Source organism: Armatimonas rosea (assembly GCF_014202505.1).
In the GTDB taxonomy this organism is placed as follows: Bacteria; Armatimonadota; Armatimonadia; order Armatimonadales; family Armatimonadaceae; genus Armatimonas; species Armatimonas rosea.
Map to the genome: position 1 here is coordinate 286,385 of NZ_JACHGW010000002.1, position 22,003 is coordinate 308,387.

General features: G+C 63.7%; 23 protein-coding genes and 3 tRNA genes. 13 read left to right on the plus strand and 13 right to left on the minus strand.

What is annotated here, in order from left to right; genetic code table 11:
• Positions 1 to 10: 10 nt before the first annotated feature.
• Genes HNQ39_RS09170 through HNQ39_RS09180 form a run of 3 tightly spaced genes read left to right on the plus strand, consistent with a single transcriptional unit; the run spans position 11 to position 3,993 of the window.
• A complete protein-coding gene (locus HNQ39_RS09170) occupies positions 11 to 1,801 on the plus strand; it encodes an alpha-L-fucosidase (RefSeq protein WP_184194292.1) in 1,791 nt (596 codons plus the stop codon).
• A 54-nt stretch (positions 1,802 to 1,855) separates the two neighbouring features.
• On the plus strand, positions 1,856 to 2,680 hold the full coding sequence (locus tag HNQ39_RS09175; protein WP_184194295.1) for an ABC transporter ATP-binding protein: 825 nt from the start codon (positions 1,856 to 1,858) through the stop codon (positions 2,678 to 2,680).
• Positions 2,677 to 3,993 carry an ABC transporter permease gene (locus HNQ39_RS09180; protein ID WP_184194298.1) on the plus strand — a complete coding sequence of 439 codons (1,317 nt, stop codon included), beginning with the start codon at positions 2,677 to 2,679 and terminating at the stop codon, positions 3,991 to 3,993. The genes HNQ39_RS09175 and HNQ39_RS09180 overlap by 4 nt, the downstream gene beginning before the upstream one ends.
• A 3-nt stretch (positions 3,994 to 3,996) precedes the next feature.
• Here HNQ39_RS09180 and HNQ39_RS09185 read toward each other — a convergent pair whose 3' ends face one another.
• Positions 3,997 to 4,305, minus strand: coding sequence for a hypothetical protein (locus HNQ39_RS09185; protein ID WP_184194301.1), 309 nt, complete (start codon positions 4,303 to 4,305; stop codon positions 3,997 to 3,999).
• A gap of 90 nt (positions 4,306 to 4,395) precedes the next feature.
• Between HNQ39_RS09185 and HNQ39_RS09190 the strand changes: the two genes are divergently transcribed.
• Positions 4,396 to 5,100, plus strand: a complete 705-nt coding sequence (locus tag HNQ39_RS09190; RefSeq protein ID WP_184194304.1) for a 3-keto-disaccharide hydrolase — start codon at positions 4,396 to 4,398, stop codon at positions 5,098 to 5,100.
• A 12-nt stretch (positions 5,101 to 5,112) separates the two neighbouring features.
• Here HNQ39_RS09190 and HNQ39_RS09195 read toward each other — a convergent pair whose 3' ends face one another.
• Entirely contained in the window at positions 5,113 to 5,604 is a 492-nt protein-coding gene (locus HNQ39_RS09195; protein WP_184194307.1) for a GNAT family N-acetyltransferase, read from the minus strand.
• A 193-nt stretch (positions 5,605 to 5,797) separates the two neighbouring features.
• Here HNQ39_RS09195 and HNQ39_RS09200 point away from each other — a divergent pair, with 193 nt between their 5' ends.
• The gene (locus HNQ39_RS09200; protein WP_184194310.1) at positions 5,798 to 6,760 is read left to right on the plus strand and encodes a DUF1152 domain-containing protein; all 963 of its coding nucleotides are present in this window, start codon (positions 5,798 to 5,800) and stop codon (positions 6,758 to 6,760) included.
• A gap of 192 nt (positions 6,761 to 6,952) precedes the next feature.
• On the plus strand, positions 6,953 to 8,008 hold the full coding sequence (locus HNQ39_RS09205; RefSeq protein ID WP_184194313.1) for a M42 family metallopeptidase: 1,056 nt from the start codon (positions 6,953 to 6,955) through the stop codon (positions 8,006 to 8,008).
• Positions 8,009 to 8,183: 175 nt separating this feature from the next.
• Here HNQ39_RS09205 and lexA read toward each other — a convergent pair whose 3' ends face one another.
• Positions 8,184 to 8,795: a transcriptional repressor LexA gene (gene lexA / locus HNQ39_RS09210; RefSeq protein WP_184194316.1), complete on the minus strand. Its 612-nt coding sequence runs from the start codon at positions 8,793 to 8,795 to the stop codon at positions 8,184 to 8,186.
• Between the two features lie 85 nt (positions 8,796 to 8,880).
• Between lexA and HNQ39_RS09215 the strand changes: the two genes are divergently transcribed.
• From HNQ39_RS09215 to HNQ39_RS09235, 5 genes are all read left to right on the plus strand, one after another.
• Positions 8,881 to 9,825 (plus strand): AEC family transporter, encoded by a 945-nt coding sequence (locus tag HNQ39_RS09215; protein ID WP_184194319.1) that lies wholly within the window; start codon positions 8,881 to 8,883, stop codon positions 9,823 to 9,825.
• Between the two features lie 224 nt (positions 9,826 to 10,049).
• Complete coding sequence (locus HNQ39_RS09220; RefSeq protein ID WP_184194322.1) at positions 10,050 to 11,483, plus strand: DUF1501 domain-containing protein; 1,434 nt, start codon at positions 10,050 to 10,052, stop codon at positions 11,481 to 11,483.
• Positions 11,484 to 11,701: 218 nt separating this feature from the next.
• Positions 11,702 to 11,776, plus strand: a tRNA-Gly gene (locus tag HNQ39_RS09225).
• A gap of 29 nt (positions 11,777 to 11,805) precedes the next feature.
• Positions 11,806 to 11,876: transfer RNA gene (locus tag HNQ39_RS09230), tRNA-Gly, on the plus strand.
• A gap of 25 nt (positions 11,877 to 11,901) precedes the next feature.
• A tRNA-Ala gene (locus HNQ39_RS09235) sits at positions 11,902 to 11,975 on the plus strand.
• 3 nt (positions 11,976 to 11,978) lie between these two features.
• Here the strand turns inward: HNQ39_RS09235 and HNQ39_RS09240 are convergent.
• From HNQ39_RS09240 to HNQ39_RS09250, 3 genes are all read right to left on the minus strand, one after another.
• Positions 11,979 to 12,431: a VOC family protein gene (locus HNQ39_RS09240; protein ID WP_184194325.1), complete on the minus strand. Its 453-nt coding sequence runs from the start codon at positions 12,429 to 12,431 to the stop codon at positions 11,979 to 11,981.
• 20 nt (positions 12,432 to 12,451) lie between these two features.
• A complete protein-coding gene (locus tag HNQ39_RS09245; RefSeq protein WP_184194327.1) occupies positions 12,452 to 12,700 on the minus strand; it encodes a hypothetical protein in 249 nt (82 codons plus the stop codon).
• A gap of 100 nt (positions 12,701 to 12,800) precedes the next feature.
• Positions 12,801 to 13,073 carry a hypothetical protein gene (locus HNQ39_RS09250; protein WP_184194330.1) on the minus strand — a complete coding sequence of 91 codons (273 nt, stop codon included), beginning with the start codon at positions 13,071 to 13,073 and terminating at the stop codon, positions 12,801 to 12,803.
• A 93-nt stretch (positions 13,074 to 13,166) separates the two neighbouring features.
• Between HNQ39_RS09250 and HNQ39_RS09255 the strand changes: the two genes are divergently transcribed.
• Together HNQ39_RS09255 and HNQ39_RS09260 are read left to right on the plus strand one after the other, a co-directional pair.
• Positions 13,167 to 13,520: a hypothetical protein gene (locus tag HNQ39_RS09255; RefSeq protein ID WP_184194332.1), complete on the plus strand. Its 354-nt coding sequence runs from the start codon at positions 13,167 to 13,169 to the stop codon at positions 13,518 to 13,520.
• Positions 13,521 to 13,590: 70 nt separating this feature from the next.
• A complete protein-coding gene (locus tag HNQ39_RS09260) occupies positions 13,591 to 14,661 on the plus strand; it encodes a glycoside hydrolase family 172 protein (protein ID WP_221289933.1) in 1,071 nt (356 codons plus the stop codon).
• Here the strand turns inward: HNQ39_RS09260 and HNQ39_RS09265 are convergent.
• Genes HNQ39_RS09265 through HNQ39_RS09295 form a run of 7 tightly spaced genes read right to left on the minus strand, consistent with a single transcriptional unit; the run spans position 14,647 to position 21,992 of the window.
• A complete protein-coding gene (locus HNQ39_RS09265; RefSeq protein ID WP_184194335.1) occupies positions 14,647 to 15,081 on the minus strand; it encodes a response regulator in 435 nt (144 codons plus the stop codon). The two genes, HNQ39_RS09260 and HNQ39_RS09265, sit on opposite strands and share 15 nt — an antisense overlap.
• 3 nt (positions 15,082 to 15,084) lie before the next feature.
• The gene (locus tag HNQ39_RS09270; RefSeq protein ID WP_184194338.1) at positions 15,085 to 15,657 is read right to left on the minus strand and encodes a Uma2 family endonuclease; all 573 of its coding nucleotides are present in this window, start codon (positions 15,655 to 15,657) and stop codon (positions 15,085 to 15,087) included.
• 19 nt (positions 15,658 to 15,676) lie between these two features.
• Positions 15,677 to 16,795: a glycosyltransferase gene (locus tag HNQ39_RS09275; protein ID WP_184194341.1), complete on the minus strand. Its 1,119-nt coding sequence runs from the start codon at positions 16,793 to 16,795 to the stop codon at positions 15,677 to 15,679.
• Positions 16,789 to 17,904: a glycosyltransferase gene (locus tag HNQ39_RS30535; protein WP_184194344.1), complete on the minus strand. Its 1,116-nt coding sequence runs from the start codon at positions 17,902 to 17,904 to the stop codon at positions 16,789 to 16,791. The genes HNQ39_RS09275 and HNQ39_RS30535 overlap by 7 nt, the downstream gene beginning before the upstream one ends.
• Positions 17,901 to 20,435, minus strand: coding sequence for a glycosyltransferase (locus HNQ39_RS09285; protein ID WP_184194347.1), 2,535 nt, complete (start codon positions 20,433 to 20,435; stop codon positions 17,901 to 17,903). The genes HNQ39_RS30535 and HNQ39_RS09285 overlap by 4 nt, the downstream gene beginning before the upstream one ends.
• Entirely contained in the window at positions 20,432 to 20,839 is a 408-nt protein-coding gene (locus tag HNQ39_RS09290; protein WP_184194350.1) for a hypothetical protein, read from the minus strand. Before HNQ39_RS09290 ends, HNQ39_RS09285 begins: the two co-directional genes overlap by 4 nt.
• On the minus strand, positions 20,826 to 21,992 hold the full coding sequence (locus HNQ39_RS09295; RefSeq protein ID WP_184194353.1) for a hypothetical protein: 1,167 nt from the start codon (positions 21,990 to 21,992) through the stop codon (positions 20,826 to 20,828). The genes HNQ39_RS09290 and HNQ39_RS09295 overlap by 14 nt, the downstream gene beginning before the upstream one ends.
• Positions 21,993 to 22,003 lie beyond the last annotated feature (11 nt).

The window sequence follows — 22,003 nt, forward strand, 5'->3', positions numbered from 1 at the left end:
AAATATCCCCATGAAACGCACGTTTTTCGATGCTGACCGCGAGCGGAGGATGGCCTGGTTCCGTGAGGCGCGGTTTGGGATGTTTATTCACTGGGGACTCTACGCCGTGCCGGGTGGGGTCTGGAAGGGCCGCGATATTGGGGGAGTCGGGGAGTGGATCTTTAACTCCGCCCAGATCACGGTCGCGGACTACGAGCCGCTCCAGCAGCAGTTCAACCCCGTGCAGTTCAGCGCCAAGGAGTGGGTGCGGACCGCCAAGGACGCCGGGATGCGCTATATCGTCATCACCAGTAAGCACCACGATGGCTTCTGTCTGTGGGACTCCAAGCTCACGGACTGGGATGTCATGGGGACGCCGTTCAAGCGCGATATCCTCAAAGAGCTCGCCGCGGAGTGCCAGAAGCAGAAGGTCAAGCTGTGCTTCTACCACTCGATCATGGACTGGCACCACCCGGACTACCTGCCGCGCCGTGGCTGGGACAAGCGCCCTACGGCGGAGGCGAACTTCAACCGCTATGTCGAGTACATGAAGGGCCAGCTCAAGGAGCTTCTGACCAACTACGGCCCGATTGGGATCGCGTGGTTCGACGGCGAGTGGGAGGGGACCTGGACCCACGAGCGCGGCGAGGACTTGTATAAGTTTGTGCGCTCGCTCCAGCCCAGTATCATTGTCAATAACCGGGTTGATAAGGGCCGCCAGGGCATGGCCGGGATGACCAAGGGCGAGTTTGCCGGCGACTACGGCACCCCCGAGCAGGAGATTCCCGCCAACGGCTTTGGCGAGGGCGTCGACTGGGAGTCCTGCATGACCCTCAACGACACCTGGGGCTTTAAGAGCAAGGACACGCACTGGAAGTCCGCAGAGACGCTCCTCAAAAACCTGATCGACTGCGCCAGCAAGGGCGGCAACTACCTCCTCAATGTCGGGCCGACCCCCGAGGGGACCTTCCCCGCCCCGATTGTCGAGCGCCTTGGCATGATGGGCAAGTGGCTCAAGGCCCACGGCGAGGCGATCTACGGGACACAGGCGAGCCCGTTCCCGAGGCCGCTCTCGTGGGGGCGTGTGACCCGTAAGGGGAGCAAACTCTACCTCCATGTCTTCGATACCAGCCAGCCCCGGATCGTCCTCCCCGGCCTGAAGACACGCATCAAAGGCGCCCACACGCTGGTGGGCTACAGCAAGCCGGGCACGCTCCAGATCGACTCGCGGGGCAACCGCACGGGCTCGTTTAGTTTCAGCAAGGAGCGCATCCCCGTACCTGCAGTCGCCAGCCCGGAAGGAGTGGCCCTCACCCTCCCCGAGCGCCTCAAGGACCAGACCATTCCCGTGATTGTCTTGGAGCTTGACGGCCCGCCTGTGGTGGAGGCCACGCTGCCGAGCCAAGATGCCCAGGGAACCGTAACGCTTGTCGCCGCCGATGCCAAGATCGAGGGAGGTACCGCGCGCTACGAGGCCGAGAAGAACTGTATTGGGTACTGGACCGACATAAAAGACACGGTGAGCTGGGAGTTTCAGCTCACCAAGCCCGGAAACTTTATCCCCGAGCTACAGCTTGCCGCCCCGCGCTCGGCGGCGGGAGCGCAGTACACGCTAGAGGTTCGCACGGGAGGAACCGTCACCCGCTGGAGCGGTCTTGTCCCCGACACCGGCGACTGGAACGCGTTTCAGACGGTCGTGCTGGCACCTCCACCCGGCCCCTACGCGCTGGGAGTGGGGCGCTACGTCCTCCGCGTGATCCCCAAGACCAAACCCGGCGAGGGCGTGATGAACCTGCGGAGTGTGCGTCTCAAGCCCGTGTGAGCCTTTCCAGAGACTTGCAACCAAATCCCCTCGCCGAGTGTTCTTGGTGGTACGATGCTCGAACTCAAGAACCTGACCAAGCGCTACGGCGAGCGGGTCGCGGTGGACCGGCTCTCGCTCTGTGTGAAACGAGGGGAGCGCTTCGGATTGCTCGGCCCCAATGGCGCGGGGAAGACCACGACCATCTCGATGCTGGTAGGGGCCCTCAAGCCCGATAGCGGGGAGATTCTCTTCCACGGCGAGCCGCTGCAGGGCGAGACCGACCCGCTGAAGCGCAAGATCGGCTATGTCCCGCAGGAGCTGGCCCTCTACGAAGACCTGACAGCGGCGGAGAACCTGCGCTTCTTTGGCGCGGTCTACGGCTTGGTCGGGGCGGCGTTGGCAGAGCGGGTGCGCTACGGGCTGGAGCTGGTGGGGCTGACCGACCGCGCCAAGAGCCGGGTGCGGACCTTCTCCGGTGGGATGAAGCGCCGCTTGAACCTGGCTGCCGCCCTGCTCCACGAGCCGGAGCTGCTGGTGCTCGACGAGCCCACGGTCGGGGTGGACCCACAGAGCCGCAATGCGATCTTCGAGGCGCTCCAGGGGCTGGCACAAAACGGTCTGACCCTGCTCTACACCACCCACTACATGGAGGAGGTCGAGCGCCTCTGTGACCGGATCGCGATCATGGACCAGGGGCAGATTGTCGCCGAAGGAACCCAGGCCGAGCTCTCCGAGCTGCTCCCCACGGAGAAGAGCCGCACGATTACACTCGCCGCCGACGATGCCACTCTCGCCTTGCTGGCGGCCCATGGGCTCTCGTGGCGCGAGGGCGGGGAGCGTGGGGGGCTGGAGTCGGTGTTTCTGCACCTGACCGGAAGGAGCCTGCGCGACGAATGAACACCGTTTTTAGGGCACTGGTCGCCAACGACCTGCGTCTTTTTTTCTCCGACAAGCGGGCGATGGTCGCCACTATCTGTGTCCCGATCTTAATCGCCTCGTTCTTTGCGATGATCTTTGGCGGGGGCGGCGGTGACAGCAAGAAAGCGGCGGTCGCGGTTCTGGTGGCGGACAACGACCAGAGCGCTGTCTCCCAGAAGATTATCGCGGGCCTCAAGAGCGAGGGGAGCTTTGCGGTCACCCCCGCCAGCGAGGCAGAGGCGCGCGCGGCGGTGGGCAAGGGCAAGGTCTCGGTGGCGCTGGTGATCCCGGCGGAGTTTGGCAAGCTCTCCGCGAGCGCTGTCTTTAACCCGCTAGCCCCTCGTCCCAAGCTCACGTTTCTCTATGATCCGTCGCACAACGCCGACCTGCAGCTCGCCCGTGGCCTGATGACCCAGCAGGTGATGCAGGTGGTCAGCCAGGAGGCCTTTGCCAACCCGGACACGAGCGGTGTCAGCGCAGCGCTGCAGAGTGTGGAGGTAGACACGACCCGTAGCCCGCAGGAGAGGTCCGCCCTTGTCAACCTGCTCAAGAGTGTCCAGAGCTACCAGAGCACGCCGCATACCGAGGGCACGGGCACGGAGCGGGGAGGGATGGGGATGTCCACGCCCTGTGAGCTTGCCAGCGAGGCCGTTGTTGCCAGTGGCACGGACTCTCCCAAGGACGCCAGCGGTGGAAAAGCGGGCGCGACCCATGTCTTTGTGGGGATGGGGATTCAGGGGCTGCTCTTCTTTGCCATTGACCTTGCGATTGGCATGGTGCGCGATCGGCGGCTGGGTCTCTGGAAGCGCCTGCGCGCCGCGCCGCTCTCCCGCCTGATGCTCCTGGGAAGCCGCTGGATCTCATCGGCGATCATCGGTCTCGTGGTGCTCGCGGCGGTGCTCGCCTTTGGGAGTGTCCTCTACGGCATTCGCATCCACGGGAGCCTGCTGGGGTTTGGCCTCTTGGCGGTCGCTTCGGCGCTGATGGTCAGCTCCTTTGGACTGCTGATCGCCGCGCTCGGGCGCACGGAGGGGCAGTGCCGCGCTGCTGCCGTGCCCGCGGTGCTGACCATGAGCTTTTTAGGGGGTGCCTGGATTCCTACCTTCATGATGCCCGCCTGGGTGCAGCCGGTCTCAAAAGCACTCCCGACCCGCTGGGCCGTGGACGGCTTCGACCTCGTGACCTGGCGCGGCCTAGGCCTCACCGAGGCACTCCCCGCCCTGGGGATCGTCACCGTCTTTGCCCTCGTGTTTGCGGGAATCGCGCTCGCCCGCTTCCGCTGGGAGGACTAGGGGTCAGGGGGCTACGAGAAAGCGCCCGCTGCGGGAGCCCACTGTCGTGGCGAGGCGCAGCTCGTACTCGCCACGCTCTGCGGTGGTGGGGACATAGAGAGAGATCGAGTACTCTAGCTCCTGGCGCTGCACCAGGCCGATGGGACGCCAGATATCCGGGGGAGGGGTGGGGGGAATGCCGCCGTAGCTGGAGCCCTGAAAAACAAGCTCCTCATTGCACCATATCTGGAAAGCACCGCCGGTTGTACGGTTGTTTTCATCTAGGATGAGGCGGATTTTGCCGCCGGGAGAGACTTGGGGGAGAGAGGCCATCTAGGCACGATTGTACCATAGTAAAACTTGTATCAAACCTTGCGAGCTGTTCCGCTTGTGAGGAAACAGATTTTTCGTTACACTACGGCTATGCGATTTTTTCAAGATGGTTACACCGACACTCCCTTCTTGCCGGGCGGCAAGTGGCGTGTCCATGACAAGTTCCGCCCTCGTCCTGCGGTCGTGACGCCTCCAAAGGAGGGGCCCTTTACGCCGCCGCCCGCCGATGCCAAGGTTCTCTTCGATGGCACCAACACCGATGCTTGGACCCGCCCCTGGAAGATCGAGGACGGTGCGATGGTGGTGACCAAGGGCCTCGGGAGCAACGAGACCAAGGAGAAGTTTGGGGACATGCAGCTCCACCTGGAGTTCGCCACCCCCGTGGAGGTCAAGGGCAATGGCCAGGGCCGTGGCAACTCGGGTGTGATTATCCAGGGCCGCTACGAGATCCAGGTGCTTGATTCCTACAACAATGAGACCTACGCCGACGGTCAGTGCGGCGCGGTCTATGGGCAGAACCCGCCGCTGGTGAACGCCTGCCGCAAGCCGGGTGAGTGGCAAGCCTACGACATTCTCTACACCGCGCCCAAGTTCGCCGCCGATGGCAAGCTAGAGAGCCCGGCCTACGTGACCGTGATCCACAATGGGATTCTCCTGCACAACCACCGGGAGATCCTCTGGCCCGTGGCACACCGCGATGTCAATAAGTACGCCGCGCATGGCCCCGCGCCGCTCCAGCTGCAGGACCACGGCAACCCCACCCGCTTCCGCAATATCTGGATTCGGCCCCTGTAGACGCCCTTCCGACTAGGCTCCCCCATCATTGGGGGCTGGGGGGGCAAAGATCGGGCCACGCGTCTTGCGTAGCAGCAGCTCCGCGTGGCCCGTTACCAAGAAGTTCTCCAGTCGCCCGACTTGCTCAAAGCCGTGCCGCGCGTAGAGCCGCTGGGCATCGGTGTTGAAGTCGGTGACACAGATAAACATGTTGTTGTGCCGCGCGAAGATGCGCTCCTCGGCAAAGCCAATCAGTGCGCTGCCGATCCCCCGGCCGCGCTGCTCCGGCGCGACACAGAGAATCTGCAGGTAGCCCACAAACGGCCCGCCAAAGTTGAGCAACGCAATCCCCACGGGCGTGTCGTCGCTGTCCACGGCCACCCACTTCTCCAGCCCGACCCGCCGCAAGGCCCACTCGCTCTTTGCTTGATCGAACCCAAGCGCAATCCACGGCTCCGACGCCGTCAGCCAGCCCGCACAGCGCTCCACTTCGTCCTCGGCCAGCTCCCGAAAGGTCATGTCCATGGCCTCAGTGTACAAGAAACCTCTTCCTAAAGTAACCCGGACAACGAGTGTCCGGGCTTGAGAGGACGACGGGCACCTGCGTGCCCAGTAGATTCGGTTGGCTGCGAAGGCAGCCGTAGCCCTTTTAAGCCCGGACACTCGTTGTCCGGGCTTCCTCGTTCCTCGGGCATTTTTAAAAGATGTACAATCAAACATGGATTTTCTGAAGCTCCCTATTCTTGAGCGGCTCCAGAGTGCGCAGACAATCTTGCTAGCCGGGGCGGGCGGCGGCTACGATATCTTCGCGGGGCTCCCTCTCTACTTTGCCTTGAAGGCGCAGGGCAAGACCGTCCACCTGGCCAATCTTTCCTTTAGTTCGATCTATGCCAGTAATGGCAAGCGCATCGGTGAGGTGAATGAGCATGTTGTCCGGGTGACCCATGAGACACAGCCCGAGCTGTCCTACTTTCCCGAGCTCTATCTCGCGCAGTGGTTCTGGGAGAAGCGGCGCGAGAAGGTACCGATTTACTGCTTCGATAGGACAGGCCCGCGGCCGCTCACGGCGATGTACCAGCACCTGGTGCGCCACTTGGGCGGCGTGGATGCGCTCGTTCTGGTCGATGGGGGAACCGATAGCCTGATGCGCGGCGATGAGCCCAAGCTAGGGACACCCGAGGAGGACCTGGCCTCGCTGCTGGCCGCCGATGCCCTGCAGGGGGTGGGGAGCAAGTCGCTGGTCTGCCTGGGGTTTGGGATCGATGTCTTTCATGGGGTCTGTCACCACTATTTCCTAGAGGCGGTGGCAGAGCTGACCGAGAAAAACGCCTACCTGGGCTGCTGGTCGCTCCTACCACACCTCCCCGAGGTCAAGGCGTTTTCCGCCGCCTACGACTACACACGAAAGCACATGCAGAGCAGCATTGTAAACTCGTCGATCCTGGCGGCGATTGAGGGGAAGTTCGGCAACTGGCACGAGACGACGCGCACCGAGGGCAGCGAGCTCTACATTAACCCGCTCATGGGGCTCTACTGGGCCTTCGACCTGCCGGCCGTCGTGGAGCGCCATCTCTTCATCCGCGAGCTGGCAGAGCACGACGAGTGGATTGACCTCGCCCGCGCGATCTTCCAGCGCCACCTGAACCTGGAAAAGCGCGAGTGGAAGCACTTGCCGATGTAGGACAGGGGAGATCAAAGGCCATCTCCCCCGGCCTCGTCCCTCGGCCACCCCCTCTTCCCCGGTTCGCTCCTTCGTCGCGGGAAGAGGGGCAACCGGAAAGCCTCTCTTCCCGGTGAGGAACGAACCAGCAGGGGAAGAGAGGTGGCGAGCCCTAGCGAGCCGGAGAGATGGCTTTTAGGTACAATACCGACCATGTTAAATTTTGACTTATTGAAGACGTTGTGTGAGACACCGGGGATTCCTTCCCGCGAGGAGCCGATTCGCGAGGTCGTGATCGAGGCGCTGACGCCGCTGGTGGACTCGGTCTCGGTGGACGTGATGGGCAATGTGATCGGGCACAAAAAAGGGACGGGAGGCCCCAAGGTGCTGATCGCGGCGCACATGGACGAGATCGGGTTTATGGTCAAGCACATCGACGACAAGGGATTTATCCGCCTGCAGCCGGTGGGGGGATTCGACCCGCGCAACCTGGTTGCCCAGCGGGTCTGGGTGCATGGGTTTGCGGGCGAGTCGCTGCTCGGGGCGCTCATGCCCTCTAGCAAGCCGATCCACACCGCCAGCGCCGAGGAGCTTGCCCGCCCGCCGAAGCTGGAGGGGCTCTTTGTGGACCTGGGGCTCCCCGCCGACGAAGTAAAGAAGAAAGTGGAGATCGGCGATCAGGTGACCTTGGCACGTACCTGCGAGCAGATCGGGAACCATATCACGTCCAAGACCCTCGACAACCGCCTCTCGGTCTTTATCATGATCGAGGCGATTCGTGCGATGAGCGGCCACCAGTGCGAGATCTACGCCGTGGCGACGGTTCAAGAGGAAGTGGGCCTGCGTGGCGCGACGCCGGCGGCCTACGCCCTGGAGCCCGATATCGCGATCGCGCTCGATGTCACCCTGGCGCTGGATATCCCCGGCGGCGATGCGGCGGAGCAGATCACCCAGCTCGGCAAGGGCACCGCCATCAAGATCATGGACTCGTCGCTGCTGTGCCACCCCAAGCTCGTGCGCCACTTCCGCGATGTCGCCGAGGCCCAGAGTATCCCTTACCAGCTGGAGATTCTCGCCCGCGGCGGCACCGATGCCGGCGGGATGCAGCGCGTGCGGGGCGGCATTCCCAGCTTCACGCTCTCGACCCCCTGCCGCTATGTCCACACGGTCAATGAGTCGGCCGCGGTCTCGGATATCGAGGCGAGCATCCAGCTACTCTCTGCTTGGCTGGAAGAGGCCCACACCCGTACCTACGGCTACAACGCGTAGAGAGCTCGCCGTTTGATCGCCCCCGTGGGAGGGGGGCGTCAACGAGTGCTTCGCGCTAGAAAGGCCTCCGGCCATACCAAATTATGGCCGGAGGCCTTCGTGTCGGAGCCCGCGACGACAGATAGACGCCCCCGTTCATGGGGGCGATCACAAACGGGGGCGATCACACGGCGAGCTAGTTGTACTGCCGCATCGTCAGCACGACCTTGCCCAGGATGCTGGCGTTCTTGGTGATGATAGGTTTCATGTACTTGTTCTCCGGCTGGAGGCGAATCCCATTGTCACCGGCGGGGTAGAACGTCTTGACCGTCGCTTCATCCTCGATCAGCGCCACCACAATCTCGCCGGAGTTGGCGGTCTCTTGCTTGCGCACCACGACCAGGTCGCCATCGAAGATTCCCGCGTCCATCATCGAGTCGCCCTTGATCTTGAGCATGAAGCAGTCTGCATCACGGGGAACAAGCGCCTCGGGGAGGGGGTAGCTCTCCTCGATATTCTCGGTCGCAAAGATCGGAGCACCCGCCGCCACGCGGCCCAGGAGGGGAACCGTGACCGTGCGCCGACGGGTCATCGGGGCACCGTCCATGAGTAGCTCCACCGAGCGGTACTTATAGGGGTCGCGCTTGATGTAGCCCTTCTCCTGCAGTGAGTTCAGGTGCTTCTGGACGGAGCACGACGAGCGCAGGCCCGTGAGCTTTCCGATCTCGCGCACGGTGGGAGCTTGCCCGTCACGCATCAGTGCCTGACGGATCACTTCTAGAATCTCTTGTTGTTTGGCCGATAGCATTACATCACTTCCTCTCAGGTAAAAGTTTGTTTGCAGGGAGTATACACTAGTTTGCCCTTTTTTGCCACGCGGTAGAATGAGGGCCATGCTTGTCGAGTTTGGGTTTCTCTTTGGGAAGGTGCTCGCGCCGATTCTGCTCCTTGTGGCGCTGGGGGCCCTGCTCAAGAAGCGCCACCCGGTCGAGATGCAGACCCTCTCCAACCTCCAGCTCTATCTGTTTATCCCTGCATTTCTCTTTGTCCATATCGCCGACTCCAAGCTGACCCTGCCGCAGATCGGGGGGATCGCGGGGACTATCTTGCTGATCCAGGGGCTCTTGGCGCTCCCGCTCTACGGTCTCCTGCGCTGGCGCAAGGTCCCGCAGGAGACCCTCGCCGTGGTCTTGCTGGCATCGGTGATCTTCAATGCGGGCAACTTTGGGATTCCTGTGGCTCTGCGCGCCTTTGGCAAGCCCGGCGGTGAGGTGCAGGCGCTGGTGATCATGACGGCTAATCTCTCGCTCTGGGTGCTGGGCTACGGCCTCTCCGCGGCGATCACAGGAGGCGGCTGGCAGGGGCTCAAGGAGATCCTCAAGCTCCCGATTCTCTATGTCATGGCGGCGGGGCTGACCGTCCGCGCCACCGGCTGGCACCTCCCCGAGCCCATCGACTACGCCCTGCACCTGGTCTCCGATGGCCTCGTTCCCCTTGCCCTGGTGACCCTCGGCGTCCAGCTGGCGACCCAGTGGCGGCTCCCACGCTGGAAGCTCATTCTGCCGGTCGCCTTCTTCAAGCTCCTCGCCTTACCCGCGATTGCGGGGCTGGTGGTCTGGAAGCTCGGGCTCTGGCCCTGGCCCGGCGCCCAGCTGATCGTCGCCTCTGCCGGCCCCACTGCGGTGAACTCCATCTTCCTGGCTATCGAGCAAAAAGGCGATGTCGAGCTCGCCGCAGAGTGTGTCTTCTGGAATACCCTGCTCTCGGCCATCACGGTGACCATCATCCTCGCCGTGGTGATCCGCCTGGGAGGTGTCCCGCCAGGAATGTCACAGTAGCTGCGGGTCGCGTCTTGTGTGTTGTGATGTGTATTGTGTGCAACTTCCTACTGCACGATAAACGTGCGGCTATTGGGCGCCCGCCCAGAGGGCACCCGGCGCCGCGCCTTCAGCGGATTTTTACCGACGAGGAACGAGGAGACGGCCAAAGGCCCTACAGCAGGACGTTTATCGTCCCTGATGTTTGTGCAGGAATAATCCCCCGTCGCCGCGAACCGTAGAGTATGAACGAGCTGTATCGCACGCAAGATGCACTGAACCGTCGGACGTTTCTCAAGAGTGCGACGGGCCTTGGCCTGGCGGCACTGGGGCTGCTGGAGAACGAGGCGCAGGCACGCCCTGGCTCCCCCATTCTTGGGGGCGGGGGGGGCAAGGTAAAGCGGGTTATCTATCTGTTCCAGTCCGGGGCGCCCAGCCAGTTCGAGCTCTTCGATAGCAAGCCGACCCTGGAGAAGTACCGCGGCCAGAACCTCCCCGAGTCGATCCGCAAGGGCCAGCGCCTAACCACGATGACCAGTGGGCAGAGCAACTTCCCGACCGCGCCGTCGTCGTTTGGCTTTAAGAAGCACGGCCAGAGCGGGATCGAGCTCTCGGACTTGTGGAAGCACCTGCCCGAGGTCGCCGACGAGCTGTGTGTGATCCGCTCCATGAACACCGAGGCGATCAACCACGACCCGGCTATCACGTTCTTCCAGACCGGCTCGCAGCTGGCGGGGCGGCCCAGTATCGGCGCGTGGCTGAGCTACGGGCTGGGGACCCTGAACAAAGACCTGCCGGCCTACGTGGTGCTCACCAGCAAGGGGAGCGGCCGCCCCGACGACCAGCCGCTCTACGACCGGCTCTGGGGAGCGGGGTTCCTGCCGACCCAGCACCAGGGGGTGAAGCTGCGCAACTCCGGCGACCCGGTGCTCTATCTCTCCGATCCCGATGGCGTCGACCGGGGCACGCGCCGCGAGATGCTCGATGAGCTCGGGGCGCTCAATAAGCTCAAGCTGGCCCAGACCGGTGACCCGGAGATCGCCACCCGCATCAGCCAGTACGAGCTGGCCTTTCGCATGCAGGCATCGGTGCCCGAGCTGGCGGACCTGAGCAAGGAGTCGCAGGCGACCCTGGAGATGTACGGCCCAGATGTCAACCGCCCCGGCAGCTACGCCCACAACTGCCTCCTGGCGCGCCGGCTCTGCGAGAAAGGTGTCCGGTTTATCCAGCTCTTCCACATGGGCTGGGACCACCACGGCGGCCTGCCCAATGCGATCAAGGGCCAGCTCAAAGACACCGACCAGGCCACCGCGGCACTGATCAAGGACCTCAAGCAGCGCGGGATGCTCGACGATACCCTGATTGTCTGGGGCGGGGAGTTTGGGCGCACGGTCTACTCACAGGGCGCTCTGACCATGGACAACTACGGCCGCGACCACCACCCGCGCTGCTTCTCGATCTTTATGGCGGGAGCGGGGGTCAAGCACGGGGTGACCATTGGCGAGACCGACGAGTTCTCCTACAATATTGTCAAGGACCCTGTCAGTGTCCACGACCTCCACGCTACGATCCTGCACCTGCTCGGGGTCGATCATAAAAAGCTCACCTACCCCTACCAGGGCCGCGACTTCCGCCTCACCGATGTCTACGGCGAGCTGGTCAAGCCGATTCTTGCATAAAAAATTTCTTTAGCAAGTTCGTTTCGCCACGCGATAGAGAAAGCATCATGAACTTAACACAGGCCAGCTTTGGAAACGGACACTTCAGCGGCGGCGCGGCACTAGCCCGTGGCGGCGCGGGTGGCCCCTACGGTGGCAGTAGCGGATAGGTTAGAGAAGCTTTTTTAACCAGCTCCTGCCCCGTGCCGGAGCTGGTTTTTTGTTTTTTTAGTGTGTTTGCGCTCGTGGTGTAGTTTGGTCAACATATCAGCTTGCCATGCTGAAGACCGCCGGTTCGAGTCCGGTCGAGCGCTTGATCCCGAGGAACGAGTCCTCGGATAGTGCGCCTGTGGTGTAGAGGAAACGTATCGGCCTTCCACGCCGAGGTCGCGGGTTCGAGTCCCGCCAGGCGCTCTTGGTTTTTTTGGTTTTGAGTTTTGGGCTCGTGGCTTAATTGGGTAGAGCATCGGTCTTGCACACCGACGGTTGCAGGTTCAAGTCCTGTCGAGTCCATTTTTATCTTGCGAAGAGCTGGCCGTCGATATCGGCGAAGGCCTTGAACTCCAGCGCATTGCCCGTGGGGTCCATCAGAAACAGGGTCGCCTGCTCCCCGACCTGGCCGGCAAAGCGGATGTAGGGCTCGATCACAAAGCGCACGCCTTTTTCTTTAAGCCGCGCCGCCAGCGCCTCCCAGACCGGCATCTCCAGGATCACGCCGTAGTGGGGCACCGGGACTCCGTGGCCATCCACCCCGTTGTAGTGCGACTCCAGCTGGCCGTCTTTGCCCAGATTGGGGTTGAGGTGGCAGACAAACTGGTGCCCAAAGAGATTGAAATCCACCCAGTGCTCTGCGCTGCGCCCCTCCGAGCAGCCCAAGATACCTCCATAGAACTCCCGCGCCTCAGCGATATCCCGCACCGGGACCGCGATATGAAACGGGGTCAGCCCACTCTTGCTCTGTTTTTCCATGGAGGCAAGTGTACCCGCTCCTAGGTGACTACGGTCCAGTCCGCGATCACATCCCGAATCCCCGAGCGCTGGCGCAGGCCTTTGAGCAGGGCATCGCGCTCGGCGGAGAACGTGGTCTCGTGCCCGCGAATGGCCCGGACCTTCCCGTAGAGATGGATGACTCCGTGGGTGCACTGCACCTGCACCTCGCCGCAGTCGACACTATGACGTGCCATCTCGGTTCGAATATGGCGGTTCTGCTCTTTCGCTTCCGCCTTGTTGTTACTCACAGCCTACCTCATTGTCTGCACCCTTGAAAAAACAAAAAGCGCACAGGCTTCGAGCCTGTGCGCAAAGATGCACCTGCACAGTACCACAGTTTCAGGAGCGCTAGGGGCGAAACCAAAAATAAACGCTGGGGAGCCCTCCCAGGCCCAAGAGCCAGCCTGCAAGCCGCACAAAGGAGACCCGGCCCGCGCTCCGACTGAGACCCGCTGCGATCACGATGGGGAGCCACATCGTCAGCATCCCCAGTGTCCCCCAGAGCTCGTTGACAGAGGGATTTCCACGGTACTGCGCGATGCCTATGGGCAGCCACCACCACTCGACAATAAACAGTAATCCCAGAGCGACCGAGCTGATTGTCTGTGCCAGTAGTTTCATGGTCGTAGTATCCGCTCTGCAGAGAGACTCGGAAATAGGCCGATTGTCCCAGGGGAGGTCCTGAATTTGTGGGCGTCGTGGTATAAGCACTCTATGGAACAAGCACGACTGGTACTGAAACTTCTGCATTTTGTCTCGTGGGCCGCGCTCTTGGGCGGGGTTCTGGCTCTCTCTAGCGCCGCCGAGAAGCGCCTCGCCGCCAGCGCGGTCTGGGGGGCACGCCTCGCCTTTGTCACGGGCCTCTTGCTCGTCGGGATCAAGGAAGGGCTCGCCAAGAGCGGCGGCGATCCGGTCAACCACATGAAGATCGGGATCAAGCTGCTCCTGGGCCTCGCGGTGGTCGGGATGATCGAGGCGAGCCGCAAGAAGGGCCTGAATAGCGGCATGTACGCCGGCGTGATCGGTGTGAGCCTGCTGGCGATCGCCGTGGCGATATTTTTGAAGTAACAGCCGCCGCCCCGGTTCTCGGGGCGGAAACAACGCAGGAAAATAACAATTTCTTCCCGAACCTTGCCCTATGTTTAACGGACTTGGAATGAACCTCGGGAACCTCTCCCGGCTCTCGATGGCAAAGACGCGCTCGATCTCTCCGGAGAACTTCACGGGCGAAAAGGGCAAGGGGGGGATGTCTACCGACGGCCCCGCTAAGGAGTGCGCCCGCGACCTCGGCGTGGGCTGGAAGCTCAGCCCGTATGTTAAGATCGCTGCGGGAACGACGTTCACACTGGCCGAAATAGAGGGCCCCGGGGCGATCCAGCAGATCTGGATGACCCCGACCGGCAACTGGCGCTACTCGATCCTGCGGTTTTACTGGGACGACGAAGAAACCCCGTCGGTGGAGTGCCCGGTGGGGGACTTCTTCGCCAATGGCTGGTGCCAGTACGCCCACGTGAACTCGCTGCCGGTCTGTGTCAACCCGGGAAGCGCGTTTAACTGCTACTGGGAGATGCCCTTCCGCAAGAAGTGCCGCATCACGCTGGAGAATATCGGCTACGACGAGATGGTGCTCTACTACCAGATCAACTACACGCTGACAGACATTCCTGATGACGCCGCCTATTTCCACGCGCAGTTCCGCCGCACCAACCCGCTTCCCTACAAAGAGGTCTACACGATCCTCGACGGCGTGAGCGGCCACGGGCAGTTTGTCGGGTGCTACATGGCCTGGGGCGTCAACAACACCGGCTGGTGGGGGGAGGGCGAGATCAAGTTCTTCCTCGACGGCGACGGCGAGTTCCCGACGATCTGCGGCACCGGCACCGAGGACTACTTCTGCGGCTCCTACAACTTTGATCGCAACGGTCAGTACACCGAGTTCTCGACTCCCTACGCCGGCCTGCCGCAGGTGATCCGCGGCGATGGTGCGTATAAATGCCAGCAGCGCTTCGGGCTGTATCGGTGGCACATCATGGACCCCGTGCGCTTCGAGTCCGATCTGAAGGTCACGATCCAGGCCCTCGGCTGGCGCAGCAAGCACCGCTACCTACCCCTCCAAGACGACATCGCCTCGGTCGCGTTCTGGTACCAAGCCGAACCTCACGCCCCGTTCCCCGCACTGCCAGACCGGGACTACCTAGAGGTGATCTAAAGCCCAGCCGGGTTCTTGCTGCTGAGGCCGCTGCCATCGCCAACGCTCCAAGGTGCTGAGGACGTCTTTGAAATGAAACTTCAAGATAACGGAATCAGCACCTGCTTCATGAAGAGGGCGCGTGACCTTGCGGGCTTCATCAACGACGTTGGACATAAACGGGAGGGCAATAACTGGTAGATGCATGAGTGAGGGCTGTTGCCGAATCCAGTAGATCAGCTCTTGGCCATTTACATCGGGCATGAAGTTCGCGGTGACAATGGCATCTACCGAGTGTTCTCGTAAGCGATCTTGCGCTGCCGCACCGTTCTCTGCTTCGATGACAAGAAGAGTTGCCCGCTTCGCGAGCCAACCCTCTTTGATATAGTTACGGACACGTTCCTCTGGCTCCACAAGCAAAATCGTGCGTGGCTCGGACATGGATTAGGGCTCAAAGAGGTCATCGACTGGCATGGTCCAGCCGGGGACGGCGGGTTCGGCGTCGGCGTTTTCGCCTCGGGTGAAGGTGGCTTCGGGAGTTGTGGCTCCGCTGGCGGGGGTGTACTTGCGGACGATCACTTCCTCACCGAGCAGGTCTACGTCCCAGACCACTAGGCACCCTGCGGCGAAGTAGTCGTGGCGCTTTTGCTCTAGCTCGTGCTCGGCGATAACCCCATAGTCGTTCTCAGAGCGCACCTCGGCGGCGAAGCGCGGTGCCCCCTCATAGAACTTCATCCCCGAGTTCGGGCCTTCGTAGTACGCCGCGTCGGGTGAGAACGAGCGGCGGTGCGGAAGATCGACCACGAACCCTGCGTTATCGGCGACCGTGACTCCGGGGAGGCCAGTTCCCCGAACATGCAGGCGAAGCGAGACCGCGATCTCCAGAGCAGCAAAGCTGGGAGCACGTCCGGTGGGCATCAGCGGAACCACCTGTCCGTATAGTAGCTCTGCCTTTCCCGAATATCGGCAGAGATCGTCGAGAGTCGCCTCAAGTTCTTGAAGTGCAGGTAGTGCCATCGCATCGCTCCTTGTCGAATTATATCGCCATCCGATCCCGGCGGGGGAGCTTTTGGTTGAGGATCGCCAGCGGCCAGAGGAGCCAGAGGGGGAAAGGGGGGAGTTCCCCCGAGGGCTTGAGGCGGGCGCAGAGCATGCCGAGAAGCGCGGCGGCTCCGGCGTCTCTGGAGCGCCCCCCCACAAACGAGGCGAGCCAGAGCCCTTGCCGGAGCCAGGTGCGTGTGTACTGCTGTTTTTGCTCCGCGGAGCCGTGGCGCAGCGCGACCGTGCGGGAGTTGCGGAAGGTGTAGAACAGCGAGCGTGGAGACTCAGAGCCGCCCGTGGACGCACTGCCCTTGTGCCAGGCGGGCGCGTCAGGGACAACGAGGCACTTTCCGTTTAGCTTGAGGCACAGGTCGATATCCTCGTAGTAGGCAAAGAGGGCTTCGTCGAAGCCCCCGACGCGCTCAAAATCGGTGGCACGGACCAGCAGAGCGCAACCCGAGCAGAAGTCGGTGGGGCCGGGACCTGTAACGTGGCGTGCGATGACGAACTCGTGGAGCGTGAGCTGGCCGCGCTCGAACCAGAGGGGGAGGGCACTCTCCTGGGCACTCCCCCCGGCCTCCGCTCGTTCCTCGCTCTGGCCGACCCCCTCTCCCTCTGGTTCCGCGTTCCGCGGGAGGAGAGGGGGTGCCGAGGAACGAGGCGGGGGAGTGCCACCCCCTCTGACTCCCCCTCCCTTCCCCCCGACGAAGTCGGGTTTCAGGGGAAGGGAGGGGGCCGGGGGGAGGGATGTCAACCTGGGGAGGGATGCCGGGAGGGATCCAATCCGCGGCGAGACCGCCACAACATCGTCAGTGAGGGCGGCGTGGAGCTTTTCTAGCGTATCGGCGGCAAGGGTGGCGTCGTTGTTGAGGAAGAAGAGGTGAGTGGCACCGTCGGCGAGGGCTTGTTTGGCACCGACATTGCACCCGCCGGCGAAGCCCAGGTTGCGCCCGTTGCGGATCACCACGTCGGCGGTGAGCGTCTCGAGGGAGCCATCGGTGGAGCCGTTGTCCACGAGGTAGACCCGGTGCGGGAGAGTCGAGGCCGCGAGGCTCTCCAGGCAGCGCTTGGTATCGTCGCCGCCGTTCCAGTTGAGGACAATCACCGCTAGCACAGGCCCAGTGCCTCCAGGCGTGCACGCATCGCGGCGGCGGTGTGGACGACTCTATGGCGCTCGATGCTGCCCCTTGCCTTCTCGCCGAGGGCTTGGGCGGCCTCGTGGAAGTCGTAGACAGAGCGCAGGCGACGCGCGGCGTGCTCGAGATCCGGCTCGGCCCAGAGCTGCCCGGCTTCGTAGGGATAGAGAGTCTTCTCCAAGGGCTTGAGCGTGAAGTCTACGGGCAGGCTATTGTCGGCGTTCAGGAACTCCGTGTTGCCCGACCAGTTGGTCGCGATCACCGGCTTGCCCAGCGCCAGCGCCTCTAAAAGATGCAGACCAAAGCCCTCGGCACGGTGGAGCGAGACAAAGGCATCGCAGAGGGAGAGGAGGCTCGCTTGCTCGGGGAGGGTGAGCGTCCGGTCGACGAAGGTCACCGGGAGGCCGGTCGCGGCCCGGCGGAGCGCTTCTGCCTGGGCAGGATGGTTCTCGGCGTGCAGGGTCTTGATGGCCAGGTGCCCCCGCTCGCCGTCGGCGAAGGCCTGGGCAAACGCCTGGAGCGTCCCCTCGGGGTTCTTACGGTAGACGTTGCTGTCGTAGTCAAAGGCGGTCAGAAAGAGTGTCGCATCGTCGGGGAGAGCAAAATCGGCGCGGGTGAGGCGGGGATCGGGCTGGGGCGGGGTGAAGGGGTAGGGCAGGAGCTGGACCGGGCAGGGGCACTTGGGCGCGATCGCATCGCGGCAGAACGTGCTGGTCACCCAGAGCTCGTGGAACCTGGCGAGGCAGGGGACAAGGCGGTCGGGGAGCTCTGGGGTCTCCCAGAACCACACCCCGATATTGCAGCGTCCGGCAAAGTAGCTCTCGCCGTGCTGCTGTGCCAGCGCCTCGACCGAGTCCGTGTTGAGGGTCACGAGATTGACGGCATAGGGATTGGGGTGGTTGAGCGTCACGGGGAGCCCGGTCGCCTTGGCCGCCTCCAGAAACGCTGCCGAGGCCGCCGCAACCCCGCGAACTCCCTCGAAGTGCCCGCTCACGTTCCACCCGAGCGGGAGCTTGGTCTGGGCGGGGTCGCGCAGGAAGCCACGGCGCTTCCACGCCGAGGCAAGACGGTAGAGCGCCGTGGTCACCGCAAGAGGTCCACGAAGGGCTCCAGGAGAGTCTCCAGAGGGAGGGCGCTCTGCCACTGTGACGCCTGTCGCCCCACCCGATCCGCGAGCAGGCGGCGGCGGGTCTCGGGGGCGCTCAGGACCTGCTCGACAAAGGCGACATAGCGTGCGGCGCACTGCGCGGGGTCGTGCTCGGTCGCGATCACCTGGTAGGCCCCCGCCGCAAGCCGTTCCCGGTAGGCAGTGTCGGTGAGGAGGAGGCGCAGGGCGGCCTCGATCTGCTCCACCTCGGTCTTGGGGTCCGTGGGGATCGGGAGCTTGTGGACGGCGGTCTCGGGGAGCTCGCCAAAGGAGCCGATATCGGTGGTGATGCAGGCACGGCCCCGGCTGAGAGTGCGAACCAGCGCCCCCGAGGTCTCGCCGCCAAAGGGCCAGCGCAGGCACAGGCAGATATCCGCCGCGTCGATCCAGTCGTAGAATGCGGGGACGGGGACATAGCCTGTGACCGTGACACACTCCCCCAGGCCGCGCTTCTTGATCTCGCTGGCAAAGTCTCCCACAAAGGCGCTATCCGGTCCCAAGAAGACCAGGTGCAGCTTGCCGCGCTCAGGCTGGAGCCGCGCAAAGGTATCGAGGAGGGGGACACTGCGCTTGGTGGCATGGATGATTCCCCCCGTGAGAAGGATTTTTGCGTCCTCCGGCAGGCCCAGCCGCTGGCGGAGCGCCCGCCGCTCGGCCTCGGTGGGGAGCGGTGCCTGGGTGGAGAGATCGACCAGCATGGGGATGTAGGTGATAAAAGGGTTGTCGCTGCCAAACTCTTGCTGCGCCCGGGTCGCCGCCCACTTGCTATGCAGGATCACCCCGAGCGAGCGCGTGAAGATGCGGCGGTTGCTGAAGCGCTCCTTGGCGGGCAGGCTCCCCAGATCGCTGGCACGGAGCGCGGCCACGCGAAGCGCCTCCTGGGGGCCGTAGTGGTGGCGCAGCTCTTCGGCCACATCGACACCACGGACGGGGTTGTGTTCCAGATAGGCCAGCAGGCCATTGAGGTTGTAGTCGTGGAGGACCGTGATCCCGGGCCAGCGGCGCATCAGGCCGTACTCGGCGGCGTGGTGGGGGCTGTTGCCGATGTGGTAGAGCAGGAGGTCGAGGGGCTCGCCGCTCTCAAGCCGACGCTCCAAGCCCGAGAGGCGCTGTAGGGGGAGCGGGGCAGTGGGCTTGGGAGCATCGTTGCTGACCAGCAGGGTCTGCGACCAGTGCGCCTCCAGATAGGGAAGGATCTCGGCGGTGTAGTCCGCGACCCCGGACTCACGGGGAGGCAAGGGGCTCAGTGTCCCCACCCGGAGCTTAGGTGCCGGTGCGAGGCGGCGCAGGGCCGGGTTGGCTCCCAGGGTCGGGAGTGCCAGGGCAAGCACCGCCGCCGTGCGCTCCGCACAGAGCGCCCAGGTGAAGCGTCCCGCCAGCGGGAGCGACTGTGCGGCCAGCTCGGTGCGCCAGGCGGTGTCGGTGAGGCCGTGGGTGATGAGCATGGCCAGGGCATCAAGGTCGGTGCCCTCGAATAGCGCCTCGGGGAGGGGGAGCACCTCGGGCAGCGACGAGTTATCCGCGGCGATACAGGGAGCGCCACAGGCCAGCGCCTCCGCCAGCGGGAGCCCAAAGCCCTCGTACAGCGACGGAAACACAAAGAGGCGGCAGAGCCCATAGAGCGCCCGTAGCTCGTCGTCGGTGACAAACCCTGTCAGGATCACACGCGTGCCCACCCCACACTCCGCCGCGAGCGCCTCCAGCTCCTTCCGGGTGGGTTCTGAGAGCTTGCAGGCCAGCACCAGGGGGCAGTCGCGCTGGAGCTCGGGGGAGAGGCGGGCGTAGGCGCGGATCAGCCCCTCCATGTTCTTGCGCCAGGTATCGCCGCCGGTGTAGAGCAAGAAGCTCTCGCCCAGCCCCCAGCGTGCCGTCAGCGCCGCGCTCCACTTAGTGCGCTCTGTACCCTCCAGCGGGCAGAAGAACGGCGCGACCCCTGCGTAGATCGTGTGGGTCTTGTGCTCGGGGACCTTGAGGAGCCGGATCGTGTCCTGGCGGGTCGCCTCCGAGATCGCCAAGACGCGGTCGGCGTGGGCGATATTCTCCAGCATCCGGCGGTAGCGCTGCTCGGTGGGGCTTCCCGGCTCGAAGTGCTTCTCGCCGTGTAAGAGTGGGATTAAGTCGTAACTGATTGTAATAAGTGGTACAGGGAGCCGGTGAAACGCGGGCAGGGTCGCGCCCTCCCACTCGATCGGGCTGGGCAGGAAGAAGGCATCGAGCCCTGCCACCAAGACCGCCACTTCGTAGAGGGCCTCGGCCTGTGCGGGCTGCTGGAGGTCTAGCGGCAGGAGCCTCACCTCGCGCCCAGTGAGCGTGAGCTCGGGAGCGGGGAGGTGGGCGCTGCCAAAAAAGACATACTCGTGCTCGGGGTGGCTTTCGAGAAGTGCGGCTAGTAGCGCTCCGACATAGCGCCCGATCCCGCGGTGACGAGACCCCTCGGTCTGGAGGGCCTGAAGGTCGATCCCGAGCCTCATGGTCGCTCCTGCTGCTCTTGCTTGAGGAGGGCGAGCTGCTCCTCAAGCTCCGCGATCCGCAGGCTGGCCTGGTGCGCGAAGCTATGGGCCGCGTCCAGCTCGCGCCGGTAGCCTTCGAGGACATTCTGGACGCTGTGATTGAAGAGCACCTGTCGCCGCAGCAGGGGGAAGAGCAGGGCGCGGCGTAGCACCTTGAAGAGGAGCTTGTGCGGGGGCCAGTTCCCGAGCTGAAAGGCGAAGTAGAGGTTGGGAAGCTCCAGAGCCGCTGGCGTGCGGGGGGCTTGGAGCCCCGCGACACCGCCCGCTCCCAGCGTGCTCGTGTCGGTGGGGGAGGTCGGGGCTATCTGGCTAGCGCGGGCGACATCCCGCATGCGCGTGAGGAGAGGATGTTCAGGTTCGTTCATGGGAAAGATCAATAAGCGGGAGGCCCATCAGGAGCGCGTGCTGCTGCTCAAACGAGGCATGTGTCGGGACTCCGTCTTGGAGGAGCTCCGCGTGCCGGCCTGCGCGGTAGCCCTCGGTGCTGGTAAGGGCGCGGAGCGGGGGGCAGAGCCGCTCGCGGCGGACAAAAAACGCATTGACACCGCTCTCGCTACAGCCCACAAAGGCGTAGCCCTTGCGCTCCCCTAGGGCACAGAGCGCGGCCAGCGACGCGCCAAAGTAGATGCCCGACGGGTGGGCGTCGCGCTTGACAAACGCGGGGTCGTAGGGGACCACTACGGCCTTCTCTGGGCCGAAGCGGTAGTTGAACTCAATGACGACGATATCCGCCGTGGTGCCGGTAATCGCCTCCCAGACCCAGTAGTCGTTGCCGTCGATATCGATAGAGAGCACCCCGATCTCTCCCGCGGCACCGTTGGCCTCTAAAAGGGAGTTGATGTTCTCTCGCGTGATAAATGCCTCCACGATCCCAAGCTCGTGCCACTGGGCAATGCTCTGCTGGCGCAGGGCCGCGACCGCCTCGGGGTTGCCTTCCAGCACGAGCCCGCTCCAGCTCCAGCCCGCACTGAGGAGAAAGCGGGTGTTGCTCTGGGTGTAGTCCTCGATCCCGAACTCCACAAAGAAGCGGCTGCGGGGGGGGATCAGGGTGAGGAGCCAGGCGAGAATGCCGTCCTCGCCAAACTGGGAGAAGACCTGAAACTCCGCATCGTGGAGGGTGGTGGTAGGGCGAGGGGCGACCTGGCGCGCCTCGATCCGTCCCAGCGCCGTGCGGGTGGCCTCGCGGGTGGGGGAGTCGGCATCCCAGGCCTGGTGGAGCCGGGCCGCGGCCTGCTCCGCCCAAGTGGCCCGTGCCTGTGCCTGGCTGAGCTCGTGGAGAAGCGCCTCGAACTCGGCGCGGCGGCCGGTCGTGCTCGCCTCCTGGTGGGCGTGTAGGCGGGCGAGCTCGGTGCGTAGCTCGGCCCCCTGCGCCGTGAGCTGCGCGGTCTGCTCGAGGAGCTGGGCGTTTTGGCTTGCCAGAGCGGCCACGGCAGTCTGCAGCTCCTGAAGCCGAATCGCGCTCTCTTCGATCCGCCAGAGCCGCTGACGCAGGGGGGTGAGCCAGCGCTTGATCATCATCGCCTCTTTGT